The sequence below is a fragment of the Comamonas sp. 4034 genome, from assembly GCF_050434545.1.
Lineage (GTDB): Bacteria > Pseudomonadota > Gammaproteobacteria > Burkholderiales > Burkholderiaceae_C > Comamonas > Comamonas odontotermitis.
Genome location: NZ_JBNDIT010000001.1, coordinates 238,451 through 255,313, shown reverse-complemented (window position 1 = coordinate 255,313; position 16,863 = coordinate 238,451). Strand labels below are relative to the sequence as shown.

General features: G+C 61.7%; 17 protein-coding genes. 13 read left to right on the top strand and 4 right to left on the bottom strand.

Annotation, left to right across the window (positions count from 1 at the left end):
* Positions 1 to 48 precede the first annotated feature (48 nt).
* On the bottom strand, positions 49 to 1,167 hold the full coding sequence (gene dnaN / locus ABIE32_RS01145) for a DNA polymerase III subunit beta (protein ID WP_395027057.1): 1,119 nt from the start codon (positions 1,165 to 1,167) through the stop codon (positions 49 to 51).
* Positions 1,168 to 1,314: 147 nt separating this feature from the next.
* Entirely contained in the window at positions 1,315 to 2,865 is a 1,551-nt protein-coding gene (dnaA, locus tag ABIE32_RS01140) for a chromosomal replication initiator protein DnaA (RefSeq protein WP_429013014.1), read from the bottom strand.
* Positions 2,866 to 3,326: 461 nt separating this feature from the next.
* Here dnaA and rpmH point away from each other — a divergent pair, with 461 nt between their 5' ends.
* The 7 genes from rpmH to ABIE32_RS01105 all read left to right on the top strand — a co-directional run bounded on the left by rpmH (position 3,327) and on the right by ABIE32_RS01105 (position 10,338).
* Positions 3,327 to 3,461: a 50S ribosomal protein L34 gene (gene rpmH, locus ABIE32_RS01135; protein WP_184704652.1), complete on the top strand. Its 135-nt coding sequence runs from the start codon at positions 3,327 to 3,329 to the stop codon at positions 3,459 to 3,461.
* A 52-nt stretch (positions 3,462 to 3,513) separates the two neighbouring features.
* Positions 3,514 to 4,002, top strand: coding sequence for a ribonuclease P protein component (locus tag ABIE32_RS01130; protein ID WP_429013009.1), 489 nt, complete (start codon positions 3,514 to 3,516; stop codon positions 4,000 to 4,002).
* Positions 3,999 to 4,283, top strand: a complete 285-nt coding sequence (yidD, locus tag ABIE32_RS01125) for a membrane protein insertion efficiency factor YidD (RefSeq protein WP_184704648.1) — start codon at positions 3,999 to 4,001, stop codon at positions 4,281 to 4,283. The genes ABIE32_RS01130 and yidD overlap by 4 nt, the downstream gene beginning before the upstream one ends.
* A complete protein-coding gene (yidC, locus tag ABIE32_RS01120; RefSeq protein ID WP_224150726.1) occupies positions 4,280 to 5,968 on the top strand; it encodes a membrane protein insertase YidC in 1,689 nt (562 codons plus the stop codon). Before yidD ends, yidC begins: the two co-directional genes overlap by 4 nt.
* Positions 5,969 to 6,098: 130 nt before the next feature.
* Positions 6,099 to 7,682: an ABC transporter substrate-binding protein gene (locus tag ABIE32_RS01115; protein ID WP_224150725.1), complete on the top strand. Its 1,584-nt coding sequence runs from the start codon at positions 6,099 to 6,101 to the stop codon at positions 7,680 to 7,682.
* 246 nt (positions 7,683 to 7,928) lie between these two features.
* Complete coding sequence (gene mnmE / locus ABIE32_RS01110) at positions 7,929 to 9,395, top strand: tRNA uridine-5-carboxymethylaminomethyl(34) synthesis GTPase MnmE (protein ID WP_429013004.1); 1,467 nt, start codon at positions 7,929 to 7,931, stop codon at positions 9,393 to 9,395.
* A 130-nt stretch (positions 9,396 to 9,525) separates the two neighbouring features.
* Entirely contained in the window at positions 9,526 to 10,338 is an 813-nt protein-coding gene (locus ABIE32_RS01105; RefSeq protein WP_429013001.1) for a hypothetical protein, read from the top strand.
* Positions 10,339 to 10,371: 33 nt separating this feature from the next.
* Here ABIE32_RS01105 and ABIE32_RS01100 read toward each other — a convergent pair whose 3' ends face one another.
* Entirely contained in the window at positions 10,372 to 11,298 is a 927-nt protein-coding gene (locus tag ABIE32_RS01100) for a class I SAM-dependent methyltransferase (RefSeq protein WP_429012998.1), read from the bottom strand.
* Between the two features lie 190 nt (positions 11,299 to 11,488).
* Between ABIE32_RS01100 and ABIE32_RS01095 the strand changes: the two genes are divergently transcribed.
* Both ABIE32_RS01095 and ABIE32_RS01090 read left to right on the top strand, forming a co-directional pair.
* Entirely contained in the window at positions 11,489 to 11,965 is a 477-nt protein-coding gene (locus ABIE32_RS01095) for a Crp/Fnr family transcriptional regulator (protein WP_429012995.1), read from the top strand.
* A 135-nt stretch (positions 11,966 to 12,100) separates the two neighbouring features.
* Positions 12,101 to 12,919 carry a hypothetical protein gene (locus ABIE32_RS01090; RefSeq protein ID WP_429012992.1) on the top strand — a complete coding sequence of 273 codons (819 nt, stop codon included), beginning with the start codon at positions 12,101 to 12,103 and terminating at the stop codon, positions 12,917 to 12,919.
* 153 nt (positions 12,920 to 13,072) lie between these two features.
* Here the strand turns inward: ABIE32_RS01090 and ABIE32_RS01085 are convergent, their stop codons facing one another.
* A complete protein-coding gene (locus ABIE32_RS01085) occupies positions 13,073 to 13,627 on the bottom strand; it encodes an adenine phosphoribosyltransferase (protein WP_224150718.1) in 555 nt (184 codons plus the stop codon).
* A gap of 212 nt (positions 13,628 to 13,839) precedes the next feature.
* Here ABIE32_RS01085 and ABIE32_RS01080 point away from each other — a divergent pair, with 212 nt between their 5' ends.
* Genes ABIE32_RS01080 through ABIE32_RS01065 form a run of 4 tightly spaced genes read left to right on the top strand, consistent with a single transcriptional unit; the run spans position 13,840 to position 16,846 of the window.
* Positions 13,840 to 14,838, top strand: coding sequence for a KpsF/GutQ family sugar-phosphate isomerase (locus ABIE32_RS01080; protein ID WP_429012989.1), 999 nt, complete (start codon positions 13,840 to 13,842; stop codon positions 14,836 to 14,838).
* Between the two features lie 8 nt (positions 14,839 to 14,846).
* On the top strand, positions 14,847 to 15,410 hold the full coding sequence (locus ABIE32_RS01075; RefSeq protein WP_224150717.1) for a KdsC family phosphatase: 564 nt from the start codon (positions 14,847 to 14,849) through the stop codon (positions 15,408 to 15,410).
* On the top strand, positions 15,407 to 16,006 hold the full coding sequence (gene lptC, locus ABIE32_RS01070) for an LPS export ABC transporter periplasmic protein LptC (protein ID WP_224150716.1): 600 nt from the start codon (positions 15,407 to 15,409) through the stop codon (positions 16,004 to 16,006). The genes ABIE32_RS01075 and lptC overlap by 4 nt, the downstream gene beginning before the upstream one ends.
* Positions 16,007 to 16,009: 3 nt before the next feature.
* Positions 16,010 to 16,846: an SDR family oxidoreductase gene (locus ABIE32_RS01065; protein WP_429012986.1), complete on the top strand. Its 837-nt coding sequence runs from the start codon at positions 16,010 to 16,012 to the stop codon at positions 16,844 to 16,846.
* Positions 16,847 to 16,863: the final 17 nt, after the last annotated feature.

The following is a 16,863-nucleotide window of genomic DNA, read 5'->3' as shown; positions in this document are numbered from 1 at the left end:
AGAGCATTGCAGCATGCGCTGCAAGCTCTCTTTTCAGGAGCAATGCGCTTACATGCGCATGGGCATCACCACGTACTTGAAGCTGTCGTTCTCCGGATTGGTGATGAGAGCCGAGTTGTTGTTGTCGGCAAAGTCGATGCGCACCATGTCCTGGCTCATGTTAGAGAGCACGTCGATCAGGTAGGTGACGTTGAAGCCGACCTCCACCGATGGACCGCCGTAGTCGATGTCGAGTTCGTCAACGGCCTCTTCCTGCTCGGCGTTGTTGGCCGCAATGCGCAGGGTGCCGGGCTCGATGGTCAGGCGCACGCCCTTGAACTTGTCGCTCGTCATGATGGCCGTGCGCTGCATGCTGGCCAGCAGCGGGGCGCGGCCCAGGGTAACGCTGTTGGGGTGGTTGCGCGGAATGACACGGTTGTAATCGGGGAACTTGCCTTCGACCAGCTTGGTGACGAATTCCATGCCCGCAAAGGTGAAGCGCGCCTGGTTGCTGGCAAACTGCATCTCGATCACGGGCTGGTTGTCACCGCTCGCGTCGCTCAGGAGGCGCTGCAGTTCCAGCACGGTCTTGCGCGGCAGGATCACTTCCTGCTTGGGCACTTCCACATCCAGGGTGGCGCTGGAGAACGCGAGGCGGTGGCCGTCGGTGGCCACCAGGCTGAGGGTGTTGCCTTCGGCCACGAAGAGGATGCCGTTGAGGTAGTAACGGATATCCTGCACCGCCATGGCGAAGGAAACCTGGCTCATCAGGTCCTTGAGCACCTTTTGCGGCACGCTGAATACGGGGCCGAACGAGGGCGCCTCCTGCACCAGCGGAAAGTCTTCCGCGGGCAAGGTCTGCAGGGTGAAACGGCTCTTGCCACCCTTGAGGATCATCTTGGACTGCTGTGTCTCCAGGCTCACGGTCTGGTCACCGGGCATGGTTTTCAAGATGTCGATCAGCTTGCGCGCGCCCACGGTGGTGGTGAAGTCGCCCATGTCTCCACCCAGCTCTGCGGTGGTGCGGATCTGGATTTCCAGGTCGCTGGTGGTCAGCTGTAGCGCGTTGCCGGTCTTGCGGATCAGCACGTTGGCCAGAATGGGCAGGGTATGGCGCCGCTCGACAATGCCGGCGACCGATTGCAGAACTGCGATGACCTTGTCTTGTGTGGCCTTGAGGATAATCATTTCAACCTCTTGTCAAATTGCGGAGTTGTTGCGGACAGCAGCCATGCAAGGAGCCCCCTCTGCCCCTGTCCCATCTGCCATTGTGCCTGCGCAAAGCAGGCGATTTGCGAAAACGATTGTTTCGGATAAAACGAAAGTTTCCATTGGTTAACCTTTCAGAGTCTGCTCCAGCACGTGCAATTGCTGGTTGAGCTCGGTCAGCTGCTGGCGTTCGCCGCCAATCTTGCGCACGGCGTGCAGCACGGTGGTGTGGTCGCGGCCGCCGAACAGTTCGCCGATTTCGGGCAGGCTCTTCTGCGTCAGTTCTTTGGCCAGGTACATGGCAATCTGGCGCGGGCGGGCAATGCTGGCCGGGCGCTTCTTGCTGTACATGTCCGCCACCTTGATCTTGTAGTAATCGGCAACGGTCTTCTGGATGTTTTCGACGCTGATCTGGCGGTTCTGGATCGACAGCAGGTCGCGCAGTGCCTCGCGTGCCAGCTGGATCGAGATCTCTTTCTGGTTGAAGCGCGAGTAGGCCAGGATCTTGCGCAGCGCGCCTTCGAGTTCGCGCACGTTGGAGCGCACGTTCTTGGCAACGAAGAACGCCACTTCCTCGGGCATTTCGGTGCCTTCGGCGCGTGATTTGTTGATCAGAATCGCCACGCGCATTTCCAGCTCGGGCGGCTCGATGGCGACCGTCAGACCCGAATCAAAGCGCGACACCAGGCGCTCGTGGATGTTGGCCAGCCCCTTGGGATAGGTGTCGGAGGTCATCACGATGTGGCTCTTCTTGGCCAGCAGCGCTTCAAAGGCGTTGAAGAATTCTTCCTGGGTGCGGTCCTTGTTGGCAAAAAACTGCACGTCATCGATCAGCAGCAGATCGAGCGAGTGGTAGCGCTCCTTGAACTCGTCGAAGGTACGGCGCTGGTAGGACTTGACCACATCCGAGACGAATTGCTCGGCATGGATGTAGAGAACTTTGGCGTCCGGGTTGTCGGCCAGCAGCTTGTTGCCCACGGCGTGCACCAGGTGGGTTTTACCCAGGCCCACGCCGCCATAGATGAACAGCGGGTTGTACAGGTGGCCGGGCGAGGCGGCCACATGCATGGCGGCCGAGCGGGCCATGCGGTTGGCCGTACCTTCGACCAGGGTGTCGAAGGTCAGGGCCGGATTGAGCCGGTTGCGGAAATTGCCGCTACCGTTGATGCTATCAATTTCGGAGCTTCCGCCGCCCGCTGCGGCAGGGGCAGCCTCGTTCTGGGCTGCATGCTGCTGGGCATTGCCCCGAAAGCCGTCGCTGCCGTAATCTTGCGCGTTCTGCTGGTAGCCGCCGCCACTGCGGTTGGCCGGGCCGTACGAGGGACCCAAGCCCATGCCAGACGACGTGCCGCTGGCGTAACCTGCCGCTGGCGCGCCGGTGCGTACCGGGCGCACCACGGTGCGCACGGCAGCATCGCGCTGGGCAATGGCCAATTCGATGGCGACGGGCTGACCATAGGTTTCCTCCAGCATGGCAGCCAGTCGGCCGGCATATTGGGCGCGGATCCAGTCCAACTTGAACCGGTTGGCGACATAGAGCGTGACCTTGGACAGGTCGTCTGACACGACGGCGGTCAGCGGCTTGATCCAGGTGTTGAACTGTTGCTCGGGCATTTCTTGGGCCAGTTGCTCTACAACTGCGCGCCACAGACCTTGGCCCAGGCTGGCTTCATCCATTGCGTATCTCGCGGAAATATTCGCCCCACTCAATCTTGTAATTGTGGATAAGGGGGAATGTTGATTGACTGGCTATTGTAGCTTGTGCAAAAGTTATCCACATCATGTGACCCATCCATGAAAACGCTGACGGTGCAGACCGGGCATGGACGGTGCCGGGATGTGGGGACTACAGGCATATTACCGAAAAACTGCCTAAAAAGCCCAAGCAATTGCCAAGCTTGACAAACACTGCGATAATTTGCGGTTTCCCTGCATGCAGGGCGAATTTTTACGCGCGCGAAATTTGAAAAAGAGGCGGCAACATGCCGATCTTTGTCAGGTGACGTGCACTATTTCACCGGTGTTGCGCTTGAGCAGGGCTTGAGCTTGGTCACTGTAGCGCCTCCCATTCCTTCTGGATGTGGGTGAGCGGCTCGGTTGCCACCAAACCGGAACCAAGCCTCTCTAGGAATTGCATCATGAAACGTACTTACCAACCTTCCAAAGTCCGCCGCGCCCGTACCCACGGCTTCCTCGTCCGTATGAAGACCAAGGGTGGCCGTGCCGTGATCAACGCACGCCGCGCCAAGGGCCGCAAGCGTCTGGCCGTCTAAGCCTGAATGGGTGGCCTTGGCGCTCTGATGAAGAGTGCCAGGTAGTGCTCCGGTGCATCGCCTCAAGACACGACCCCAGTTTCAGGCCGCCATGGCGGGCGGAACCATTGCACGTACGGCGCATTTTGCGCTGCACCGACTGGATCTGAACGCCGCATCCTCTGGCAGCGAGGCTGCCTCCCCATCAGGGCCCGGTGCCTTGCCTTCCAGTGAGGCGGCACCGCAGGCCCTTTTTGCGTTGCCTGGTACCTGGCTGGGTGCCATGGTGCCCAAGCGCTGGGCGCGCCGTGCCGTCACGCGCAACACCATCAAGCGCCAGATCTATGCCGTTGCGGCCGAGCAGGCGTTGCAGCTGCCGGCGCATGCCCATGTGGTGCGCCTGCGCAGTACGTTCGACCGCAAGCAATTCATCAGCCCGACCTCGGACGTCCTGAAAAAGGCGGTCCGTGCCGAGTTGCTGCAACTGTTTGCCCGGGCGCAGAAAAACACGCGTGATGCGCTCCCCGGGCGCGATGGCGCCGCTACAGGGCATAGCGTATGATGCAGCGTTTGCTGATCGGACTGGTACGTGGCTACCGGCTGCTGCTGAGCCCATGGCTGGGTTCTGCCTGCCGTTTCGAGCCCACATGCTCGGTCTATTCGTTGCAAGCGCTGGAGCAGCATGGCGCCGCCATGGGAAGCTATCTGACTGTGCGCCGTCTGGCGCGCTGCCATCCGTGGTGCCAGGGCGGCCTGGACCCGGTTCCCTCGCATCCCCGTTGGTTCAGCCGTTTGGTAACTCCTGCTGATTCATCCTCTTCCCCCTCCGAGAAGTCTTCATGAACGACATTCGCCGCACCATTTTGTGGGTGATATTTGGTTTCTCACTCGTCCTGCTCTGGGACAAGTGGCAAATCCACAATGGCCGCAAGCCCACCTTCTTCCCGACGCCCGAAGTCACTGCGGCTACCCCTGCGGATGCCACCAAGACCGAGGCGGGCGTACCTGCTGCGGCCCAGGCAGCTGCAGCTGACAGCAGCAATGTGCCCGCCACCGGCGGTGCTGCACCTGCTGCTGCGCAGCGCGAAAAGGTGACGGTGACGACCGACCTGTACCGCCTGACTTTTGATGGCGAAGGCGGCTCGCTGATCGGTGCCGAACTGCTCAAGTACGCCGACCAGGATGACAAGACCAAGCCTGTGAAGCTGCTGGACGAAAGCGCCGCCCGCGTGTATGTGGCGCAGACCGGCCTGATCGGCGGCAACTTCCCCACCCACAAAACGGTGATGAAGCTGCAACCGGGTCCACGCGAGCTGGCAGAAGGCCAGGACAGCCTGAATGTGGTGTTCGAATCGCCCGAGCAGGGCGGCGTCAAGCTGGTCAAGACCTGGACCATCAAGCGCGGCGACTATGCCATCGGCCTGAAGCAGGATGTGGTCAACACCAGTGGTGCGGCAGTCAGCCCCCAGCTGTACCTGCAGCTCACGCGTGATGGCAACAAGCCTTCTGGCGAATCGATGTTCTATTCCACCTTCACGGGCCCTGCGGTCTATACCGAGGCCAAGAAGTTCCACAAGGTGGATTTCAAGGACATCGAAAACGGCAAGACCGACAGCCTGGACAAGCAGGCCGACAATGGCTACGTGGCCATGGTGCAGCATTACTTTGCCAGCGCCTGGTTGCTGCCACAGGGCACGCAGCGCGACATCTACGCCCGCAAGGCTGGCAACAATCTGTACTCGGTGGGCGAGATCACCCAGCTGGGCCAGATCGCTCCCGGCCAGAGCAAGGCGGTGGAGGCGCGCCTCTTTGTCGGCCCGCAGGTCGAGAAGATGCTCGAATCCATGGCGCCCGGCCTGGAATTGGTCAAGGACTATGGCTGGCTGACGATCCTGGCCAAGCCGCTGTACTGGCTGCTGTCCAAGCTGCACACCTTCATTGGCAACTGGGGCTGGTCCATTGTGGCGCTCGTGGTGCTGCTGAAGATCGCCTTCTACTGGCTCAACGCCAAGGCCTACTCCTCGATGGCCAAGATGAAGGCCATCAACCCACGCATCATGGAGATGCGCGAGCGCCTCAAGGACAAGCCGCAGCAGATGCAGCAGGAGATGATGCGCATCTACCGCGAGGAGAAGGTCAACCCCATGGGCGGGTGCTTCCCGATCATGATCCAGATTCCTGTGTTCATGGCGTTGTACTGGGTGCTGCAGTCGAGCGTGGAAATCCGCAACGCACCGTGGATCGGCTGGATCCACGACCTGTCGGTTCCTGATCCGTTCTTCATCCTGCCGATCGTGATGACCCTGTCGTCGCTGCTGCAGACGGCGCTGAACCCCGCGCCGCCTGATCCGATGCAGGCCAAGATGATGTGGATCATGCCGCTGATGTTCAGCGTGATGTTCTTCTTCTTCCCGGCGGGCCTGGTGCTGTACTGGTGCACCAACAACATCCTGTCGATTGCCCAGCAGTGGATCATCAACAAGCGCATGGGTGTGCCGCCGCAGTTCAACCTGCCGAAGTTCAAGTAAGCGCTTTGTCAATGCAGGGATTGCCTAGGCGGGCATTCCCGCATCTGCCCCCGGAACGGTCGCATTTGCGGCCGTTTTTTCGTTAGCATGGTCTGTTCAGATCGTTGTTAAACAACATGGGGGTTGATGTATGGCAAAAGTTTCGGTTTTTCAACGCAGCGCCTTGGCGCTGGCAGTGTTGGTGTGCGCAGGCGCATCGCATGCGGCAACCCTGCGCTGGGCTGGCGCCAATGACATCCTGACCCTGGATCCCCACGCGCAGAACCACCAGACCACGCATGCGTTCCTGCAGCAGGTGTACGAGCCGCTGGTGCGCTATGGCAAGGATTTTCAGCTGGAGCCCGCGCTGGCTACCAAATGGACCGAAGTGAGCCCCACACAATGGCGCTTCGAACTGCGCAAGGGCGTCAAATTTCACGATGGTGCGCCTTTCACGGCCGATGACGTGGTGTTTTCTCTGACCCGCATCATGACGCCGCCATCGAACATGATGAGCTCAACCCAGAGCATCAAGGAAGTCAAGAAGGTCGACGATTTCACCGTTGATCTGATCCTCAAGGGCCCCAACCCCATTTTGCTGCGCGAGCTGACCGAGGCCCGCATCATGAACAAGGCCTGGGCCGAGAAGAACAACTCCGTCAAGACCCAGGATTACGCAGGCAAGGAAGAATCCTTTGCCAGCCGCAACACCAACGGCACAGGCTCGTTCATCGCCACGGGCTGGCAGCCCGATGTGAAGCTGACCCTCAAGAAAAACGCCAACTGGTGGGACAAACCCACCGGCAACGTGGATGAAGTGGTTTTTACCCCGATTAAATCGGCTGCCACCCGCACCGCTGCGCTGATCTCGAACCAGGTCGATTTCATGGTGGACCCACCACCGCAGGACCAGGACCGCATCAAGAAGACGCCTGAGTTGAAGCTCCTGGAAGGTACGGAAAACCGCACCATCTACCTGGGCCTGGATGTATTCCGCGACGAGCTGCCGGGCGCCGGCACGGCGGGCAAGAACCCGCTCAAGGACATCAAGGTGCGCAAGGCCATGTACATGGCGATCGACACCGAAGGCCTGCACAAGCGCACCATGCGTGGCATGTCCATCCCTGCGGGCACCATGATTGCGCCCATGGTGCACGGCTGGACCAAGGAGCTGGAGCAGCGTGCCGCCAAATACGACGTGGAAGGCGCCAAGAAGCTGCTGGCTGAAGCCGGCTACCCCAATGGCTTCAACCTGAAGCTGGAATGCCCGAACGACCGTTATGTGAACGACGAGGCGATCTGCCAGGCCGTGACCGCCATGTGGACCCGCATCGGCATCAAGACCAGCCTGCAGGCCACGCCGATGGCCCAGTATGTGACGCGTGTGATGAACTCCGACCCCAACGCCTACCTGTTCGGCTGGGGCGTGGCCACGTTCGATGCGCTTTACACGCTGGATGCGCTGGTCCACAGCAAGGGCAGCGCGGGCGGCGGCGTCTACAACGGTGGCCGCATTGCCGACAAGGAGCTGGATGCCAAGATCGACGCGATGAAGACCGAGACGGATCCGGCCAAGCGTGATGCGCTGATCAACGATGCGTTGAAGATGACCAAGGACAACTTCTACACCATCCCTGTGCACCACCAGATCTTCCCCTGGGCCATGCGCAAGGGCATCGACACCGTGTACCGCGCCGATGCACGCCCGATTCCGGCCTGGACGACCATCAAGTAAGCGGGTTCAAGCCGCAACCCAACCAAGAAGCCTGCGCGAGCAGGCTTTTTTGCTTTTTACCGGGGGGTGGGGAGCCCTCGGTGCAGCGCTGCTGGCCGGGCACGCTGATAATCAGAGGCATTGAACCTGCTGTTTTGAATGAAAATGGCCTTTGGCGCACAACCAACGTGCGCCAATAGCTATTAAATCTGTAGTGTGCAGCCCTTGCGCTGCAGCCATTTGTCTGAACCTGTCCGAGAACCGCCCATGCTTGCCCGCCACCAAGACCCGATTGTTGCCATTGCCACCGCCCCCGGACGCGGCGCCGTGGGCATCGTGCGGGTGTCGGGCAAGGCCATTGCGCCGCTGGTGCAGCTGTTGTGCGGCAAGGCGCTCAAGCCGCGCGAAGCGAGCTATCTGCCCTTCAAGGCGGTCGACGGCCAGGCCATCGACCAGGGGCTGGCGCTGTACTTTCCGGCGCCGCACAGCTATACCGGCGAAGACGTGCTGGAGCTGCAGGCCCACGGCGGGCCGGTGGTGCTGCAGTTGCTGTTGGCGCGCTGCCTGGAGGCCGCGCAGACCCTCGCTGCCAACGGCCAGGCGACCTTGCCGGGCCTGCGCCTGGCCGAGCCGGGCGAGTTCACCGAGCGCGCCTTTCTGAACGACAAGATCGACCTGGCGCAGGCGGAGGCGATTGCCGATCTGATCGATGCCAGCACCGAAGCGGCTGCGCGCAGCGCCAGCCGCTCGCTCACCGGAGCCTTTTCGCAGGAGATTCATCGCCTGCGCGATGCGCTCATCCACCTGCGCATGCTGGTGGAGGCGACGCTTGATTTTCCAGAAGAAGAGATCGACTTTCTGCAGAAAGCCGACGCCTATGGCCAGCTCGACCAGCTGCGCAGCACGCTCCAGGGGGTGATGCAGCGCACACGCCAGGGCGCGCTGCTGCGTGAAGGCATCAAGGTGGTGATCGCCGGGCAGCCCAATGCGGGCAAGAGCTCGCTGCTCAACGCGCTGGCAGGGGCGGAGCTGGCCATCGTCACCCCGATTGCCGGCACCACGCGCGACAAGGTGGCGCAAACCATTCAGATCGAAGGCGTGCCGCTGCACGTGATCGACACCGCCGGTCTGCGCGAGAGCAACGACGAGGTGGAACGCATCGGTATCGCCCGCGCCTGGGAAGAAATTGCCAGCGCCGATGCCGTGCTGTTTCTGCACGACCTCACGCGCATGCAGGAAGACAGCTACCGCGCCGCCGATGTACAGATCGCCGCCACCTTGCGCGAACAGCTGCCCGCCAGCGTGCCGGTGATGCAGGTGTGGAACAAGGCGGATGCATTTTCAGCCGCCAGCGCACGCCAGATGAGCGCAGAGGCATCAAAGATCGTAGCAATTCATGCGTCTGCAGATACGGCGGGCGATGAGCCGCTGATTCTTTCGGCCAAGACTGGCGACGGGCTGGATGCATTGCGCAAGCAATTGCTGGCCATGGCTGGCTGGCAATCGGCCGCCGAAGGCACCTACATTGCCCGCGCGCGCCATGTGCAGGCGCTGCAGCAGGTGCAGGAACACCTGGACAGCGCCCACGAGCAGTTGCATGTGGACAGCCCCGCGCTCGATCTGCTGGCCGAGGAACTGCGCCTCGCGCAGCAGTCACTCAACGCCATCACCGGCGAATTCACATCGGACGATCTGCTGGGCGTGATCTTCAGCAGTTTCTGCATCGGGAAATAGCCAATACGGCAGCCCCGGTTGCGCAGTGGACAGCGCTGCATTGCTGCCATGGATCGGCGAAAGCACAATGTGCAAAGAGCCGGTTGGATGGCCATTCCACACCTATTCCATACCCATTCCCTTCCTTCTGATGACTACTGTTCCTTCCAACCTCCTGCAGGCTGCGGGCGTCGATCCGATTGCCGATGCCATTGCACGCCACCAGTTGGGCCAGGCCGCCGTGCCACAGGCAGTGGCTTTCCATGCATGGCTCGCACAGCACCATGGCTGCTGGAGCGGCATGATGCCGGGCCTGCAGCAGGCGCGAACGAGTTATGTCGACCTGCGCAGCGCAGAATCGCCCGTGGCACGGGCCAGCGCCACCATGGACCGCGCAGGCGCGGTGGCCGCCTATGCGGCGCTGCAGCAGCAAGCCGGTTTTGCCATTGGCGTGGGTGACTGGATGGAGCAACGCTGCGTCTACCAAAGCGAGAACTACCGTTCGACCCGGCTGGACGGCGTGATGCGCGATTGCCATCTGGGGCTGGACCTGTTTGCACCGGCCGGCACGGTGCTGACCCTGCCGCAGGCTGCAGAAGTCGTGGTAGCCGAGGTGCGTGACGAGCGGCTCGATTACGGTGGCATGCTGGTGCTGCGCCACGATCCAGCTCAAGGCGATGACCGTGCCGCCTTCTACAGCATCTGGGGCCACCTGAGCCACCGCACAGCGCGGCGCTGGCGACCGGGCGATGCCATTGCCGCTGGAACACAGTTTGCCGAGCTGGGCGATTTTGACGAAAACGGCTGGTGGTTGCCACATCTGCACCTGCAGCTGTGCCTGCTGGCGCTGCCGGATTTCAGCGAAGCCCCCGGCGTGGGCGAGCTGGCATTCGCCGAGGTATGGCGCGATATCTTTCCGGACCCGACGCCGCTGCTGTTGAGCGCGCCCTTGGGCAAGGACTGATGTGCGCCCAGTCGACCTGGCTCCTGACGAACCTCAACCCGGCATGCGGTAAGCCAGTACTTTCAGCGCCTTGTCGGGCGAGACATCGGCAAACACGGGCGGGTTGGCGACCTGTTCGATGAATTCCAGCTCGGGCACGATCTGCGCCACCTGCTCCGTCAAGAAGGAGAGCGGCAATTCCGGTGCATTGAGGCACAGCAGCGCATGGCCGCCGGGCACCAGCAGGTCGGGCAGACGCTTGATCAGGCGGGCGTAGTCCTTGGTGGCGACAAAGCTGCCCTTCTGGTAGCTGGGCGGATCCATGATGACGAGCTGGTACGGCCCCGTGCGGGTGATCTTGCCCCAACTGCTGAAAATATCGTGTGGCCAGAACTGCCCGCCTGCCAGCTGGTTGAGCCGGTGGTTCTGCTGGCCGGTGGCAAGCGCCCCCTTGCCCATGTCGATATTGATCGCCTGACCGGCACCAGCCTGCAACGCCGCCACCGAAAAGGCGCAGGTATAGGCAAACAGGTTCAACACCTTGCAACTGCCCGGATCGGGCTGGCGGGCAATGTACTGCCGCACCCACCGCCGGCCTGCGGCCATGTCCAAAAAAAGGCCATGGTTCTGGCCGCGCAGCACATGCACCAGATAGCGAGCGCCATCTTCCTCCACCGTGTGCGGATCGGGCAGACTACCTTGCACCAGCCGGGTCTGCGCCGCTCCCAGCGCGCGGCACTGGTAGACCCAGATGAGCGGCTCTCCAGGGTGGATCTGTTGCCAGCGCGCCTGCAGCGCATCACCAATGGTCTGGAGATCGCTACCCTCCAGCGGAGCAAAGCTGGTCAATACGATGGCAGGCGGGAAGATGTCGAGCGACAGGTGCTCGCAGCCAGGATGCAGGCCGCCGCGGCCATGGAAAAGGCGCTGCGCGTCCTTGCACACAGGCATGGCGGCGATGGCGTCGAATAGAGCATTCATGAATCAGATGACAGCCCGTGGCCAGACAAACAGGCGCTTGCATGGCGCAAAGGCTGTGAAGGATAATTTTTTACAAACTGTCTCGCTGCTGCGAATCAAAAAGGTGACGCGTCGGTTAGATTGGATGTAGCAGAAAAATCGTTTTGCAGATCACGAGCCTGGCATGCTTGGGTCTGGGAGGAAAAAGTGCATGATAAATACCCCAACCGACATCGGCGGCCTGATTGGCGCCATCAACAATTGCCAGGACGAAGAAAGCATGATCAACCCGCTGACCAATGCGCAGTGGGAGATTTTGGCACCATATCTGGCGCCTACCAATCTCGGGGCCTCGCAGGTGCTGTTTCAGCAGGGCAGCCAGGAGCGCACGCTGTTTTTTGTGGAGAGCGGAAGCCTGAGCGTGCACTTTGAAGACGAACAGCAGCGCATCCGCCTTGCCATTGTGGGGCCTGGCTCCATTGTGGGCGAGGGCGCCTTCTTCTCCCACCGCCCTCGCAGCGCCACGGTGCAGGCGGTGTCGGCTACGCGCCTGTGGGGGCTGCCCAGCATCCGCTTTACCGAGCTGTGCAACCGCCAGCCTGCAGTAGCGGTGGCATTGGCCATGGCTGCGGGTTCGGTGCTTGCCAAACGCCTGGGCAATCGCAAACGACGCGTCGCCACCACATAAAGGCGATGGTGGAACAAGGCTCAGGTAGATTTTTTTGCGATGGATCCGGCGCAGCCATCTACAATTGCAAACGTTTGTTTCCTAAAGAAGCGAACATCATTCAGAATAAAAAACAGATTTGGGTAGGGAATCGGCATGTCTCTTATTGCCAGATGGTTTGGCAAATCCAGCAAGCTGCCTGCGCGCGCTGAAGCCGCGCAGCCGTCGGTGTTTGCTGAATCATTGCGAACGGTTCAGCACAGTCCACAGGCTGCTGCGCCGTTGGCGCCGTCACATGTTGCAGACACTGCCTCGCGCCCGGGTGAGCGCTCTGCACGGCGCGAAATGGTGTATTCCTCCGTACGCGAATCGATGGTGCGCTCTGGCATCCTGTCGGCAGGTTACAAGTTCAAAGTGCTGGCGCTGGACAAGCGTGCCACCCAGTTCATCGTGATGATCGATCTGGCCGAGCAGTTTTCCGTCGGCCCAGAAAAACTCAGCCAGATCGAGGCGCTGATTGCGTATTCCGCCAAAACCCGGTTTGAAATTCTGGTCACATCGGTCTATTGGCGTCTCAATGGCCAGTTGGGCGCATCTTCGGCCAAGGCCAAACCAGCCTCCACCTCCGTTATAGGTGCTGCAGGCACTCGCGCAGGTGCCATTCCTGCCCGGGCAGGGGCTGCTGGCATGGCCGCTGCACCAGTTGCCGGCATTGATCCGATTGAAGAAGCCGAGATCGAGGCATTCAAGAAGGCGTTGATCGATGCCGCGACCCGCCCTGTTCCTGTACTCGAGGGCGACAGGCCGCCAGCGCCTGCTGCGACCCGCCCGGCGCCCATTGTGCCGGCACGCGCAAGCGCTGCCCAGCAGGTGGAGGCCGCGCGCCAGGCTGCTCGGCAGGGGGGCGCTCCTGCGCCGACACCTGATACCAATTTTGGCGGGCTCAGCACCACGCAGTACGGTGACCTGAACTGAATCTTTTAAAAAAGAAGAGCTAATAGCGCTTGCCAGTATTGGATTTCAGGCAGATTGATTGCTGAAATCTACGCAAGAAGCAGGCAGACTGCCAGCGTTCTTGCGCCCGTGCGCGTGCGTTAAATGCAAAGCTGGGTGCGGCTCTTCAGGGCCTCAGTGCCCGGCAAAATCGACCAGGGTAAAGAGTGGCAGCCCGGCATCCTTGAGGCGTTGCGAGCCGCCCAGCTCGGGCAGATCAACAATGGCCGCGCCTTCCACCACCGAGGCTCCCAGTTTCTCCAGCAGCTTTTTGCCTGCCATCATCGTGCCGCCGGTGGCGATCAGGTCATCGACCAGCAACACCCGGTCGCCGGGTTTGACCGCATCGGCATGCAGCTCAACGGTGGCGCTGCCATATTCCAGTTCGTAGGTCTCCTCCACGGTGGTGAAGGGCAGCTTGCCCTTCTTGCGGATGGGAACGAAGCCGACTTTCAACTGGTAGGCGATGACTGCACCGATGATGAAGCCGCGAGCATCGAGGCCTGCCACCACATCGGGCCGCATGTCGCGGCCCATGTAGCGATGCACAAAGGCATCGATCATGACGTGGAAGACCTGTGGGTTCTGCAGCAGGGGCGTGATATCGCGGAACTGCACGCCCGGCGCTGGCCAGTCGGGCACGGTGCGGACATGGTGGCGCAAAAAGGCGTTGACGTCTGGGGCTTGCATGGTGTGTAGGTGGGGAAGGGCGATCCAGGCTGTCATGGTAGTGCAAACGGCCGGGCAGGCTTCCTTTGCGCCGCTTGCGGGTAGAACATGTTGACGATTTCCTCGCAATTCTCTCGCGCTTGCCTCACGACTGCGTGGTACCGCAGCAGGTGGAGACCGGGAACATGCTCTTACTCTGCAATCGGGTGGGACGCTCCGATAAAATCATCCCAATGAGCACTCCACAAGCCATGCGCCCGGTCCAGGCGGCGCAGATTCTCCAGCTGGCTGCATCCACTTTTTCGATCGAGGCAGAGGCCATTCTGGCCATGGCGCAACGCCTGGATGATGATTTTGTCCAGGTGGTGCAGCGCATGCTGGTCACCCGTGGCCGGGTGGTGGTCACCGGCATGGGCAAAAGTGGCCATGTGGGCCGCAAGATTGCCGCAACCCTGGCATCGACCGGTACGCCCGCTTTCTTTGTGCACCCGGGCGAAGCCAGCCACGGTGATTTGGGCATGGTGACTGGCGATGATGTGGTGCTGGCCATCTCCAACAGCGGCGAAAGCGCCGAAATCGCGGTGCTGCTGCCCGTGCTCAAGCGCCTGGGCGTGCCTGTCGTGGCGATGACCGGCAACCGCGAATCGGCCATGGCGCGCCATGCCGACTGGGTGCTCGATACCCGTGTCGACAAGGAAGCCTGCCCGCTGAATCTGGCGCCCACGGCCAGCACTACAGCGCAGATGGCCATGGGCGACGCGCTGGCGGTGGCTTTGCTGGAGGCGCGCGGCTTCAAGGCTGAGGATTTTGCCCGCTCCCACCCCGGGGGCGCACTGGGCCGCCGCCTGCTCACCCATGTGGCCGATGTGATGCGGGCCGGTGATGAAGTGCCTCGCGTGCTGCCGAGTGCGACTTTCAGCGAATTGATGCGCGAGATGAGTGCCAAAGGCATGGGTGCTGCGGCCATCGTGGATGCACAGGGCGTTCTGCAAGGCATCTTTACCGATGGTGACCTGCGCCGCCGCATTGAAGCGGGTGCCGACCTGCGCCATGTGACGGCAGCCGAGGTGATGTACGCGTCGCCCCGCCAGATCTCACCCGATGCCCTGGCTGCAGACGCTGCGGCGATGATGGAGGCCCACCGCATCACCAGTGTTCTGGTGACCGATGCTGGCCAGCATCTGGTGGGTATCGTGCATATTGGCGATCTGATGCGCGCGAAGGTGATTTGATGGTGACAATGACTTCCCCAGGCCCGATCACACCGGCCCAGCAATGGCCGGCAGAGCTACTTTTGCGTGCGCAAGGCATCAAAATTGCTTTTTTTGATGTGGACGGCGTGCTCACCGATGGTGGCCTCTACATCAGCGAAGCGGGCGAGACGCTCAAGCGCTTTCACACGCTGGATGGCCATGGCATGAAAATGCTGCGCGAGGCTGGCATCACACCCGCCGTCATCACCGGCCGCGATTCGCGTGCACTGCGGCACCGCCTGGGCGCGCTGGGCGTGGAGCACGTGCGCTATGGCACGGAAGACAAGCTGCCTGCCGCGCAGGACATGTTGGCCGAGCTGGGGCTGGACTGGCACCAAGCAGCGGCCATTGGCGATGATTGGCCCGACCTGCCCGTGCTGCGCCGCTGCCAACTGGCGTGTGCACCGGCCAACGCCCATGCAGAGGCACGCGGCGTGGCCCATTTCACCACCGTGCAGCGCGGCGGGGCAGGGGCTGCACGCGAGTTTTGCGATGTGCTGCTGGCAGCCTCCGGCGCCTACATCAAACTGCTGGATCGGTACGGACAATGAATTTTCGCTTTCGACGCGTCTGGGACTGGATGTCCATCTACCTGCCCATTCTTCTGATGGGCCTGCTGGCGCTGGGCACATGGTGGCTGGTGCGCAATGCGCCCAAGGCCCAGGTGGAGGCCGAGGTGGCGGTCAAAGGCCACGATGTGGACTACTACATGCGGGACTTTTCGGTGCGCAGCTTTGACGACACGGGCACCCTGACCAGCGAAATCCGTGGCACCACCATGCGCCACTACATGGATACCGAGACCCTCGAAATCGACAAGGCCAATCTGCGCTCGGTGCGGCAGGACGGCTCGGAAACCGTGGCCACGGCCGACCGTGCGCTCTCCAACGCCGATGGCTCCGAAGTGCAGCTGTTCGGCAATGCGCATGTGGTGCGCAAGGCGGCCAAGCCGGGCGTGCCCCCGATGGAGTTCCGTGGCGACTTTCTGCATGCCTTTGTTAATGACGAGCGGGTCAGCTCGAACAAACCGGTGGAGATCACCCGTGGCAATGACCGCTTCACCGCCGACGCCATGACCTACAACAATCTCTCGCAGGTGGCCGAGCTCAAAGGCCGGGTGCGCGGCACCCTCGTGCCGTCCAAGTAAGCCATGGGCGCGCTGCAACGAACTTCCCCTCCAGTGGCAGCCGCAGCCGCGCCGTTGGTGCTGATCACGGGTGCTTCCAGCGGCATCGGTCAAGCCTTGGCACTGCGCTACCACCAGGCCGGTTGGCGGCTGGCGCTGGTGGCGCGCCGGGTAGATGCGATAAAACAATGGGCTAGCGCACATTCCATAAGCGCTGATAGCTATCAAATATATAGTGCTGATGTGGCAGATCGTGACCAGATCATCGCGGCCTGCGAGCAGTGCCTCGCTATCCAGGGCGTACCTGACGTGGTGGTGGCCAATGCAGGAGTGAGCTTTGGCATCGACACGGCAGAGCGCGAAGACCTGGAGGTGATGGCACAGACCTACGCCACCAACGTGATCGGCATGGCGGCCACTTTTCACGCCTTTGTGCGGCCCATGCAGGCGCGCGGCTCGGGCAAGCTGGTGGGCATTGCCAGCGTTGCCGGCATCCGAGGCCTGCCCGGCCATGGTGCCTACTGCGCCAGCAAGGCCGCCGTCATCAGCTACTGCGAAAGCCTCCGGGTGGAACTGGCGCGCAGTGGTGTGCAGGTGCAGACCATCTGCCCCGGCTTTGTCGCCACGCCGCTCACCAGCCAGAACCGCTATGGCATGCCATTTTTGATGCAGCCCGAAGCTTTTGCCGACCGGGCGTTTGCAGCCATCGGCAAAGGCCGCAGCTACAGCGTGATTCCCTGGCAGATGGGCTTGGTGGCCAAGCTGCTGCGGCTGCTGCCCAATGCCGTCTACGACAGGGCGCTGGCCAACCGGCCACGCAAGCATCGGCATGCCGAGCGCACAGGAGGCTCGGAGGGGTAGACGTACGTTCCTCGCCG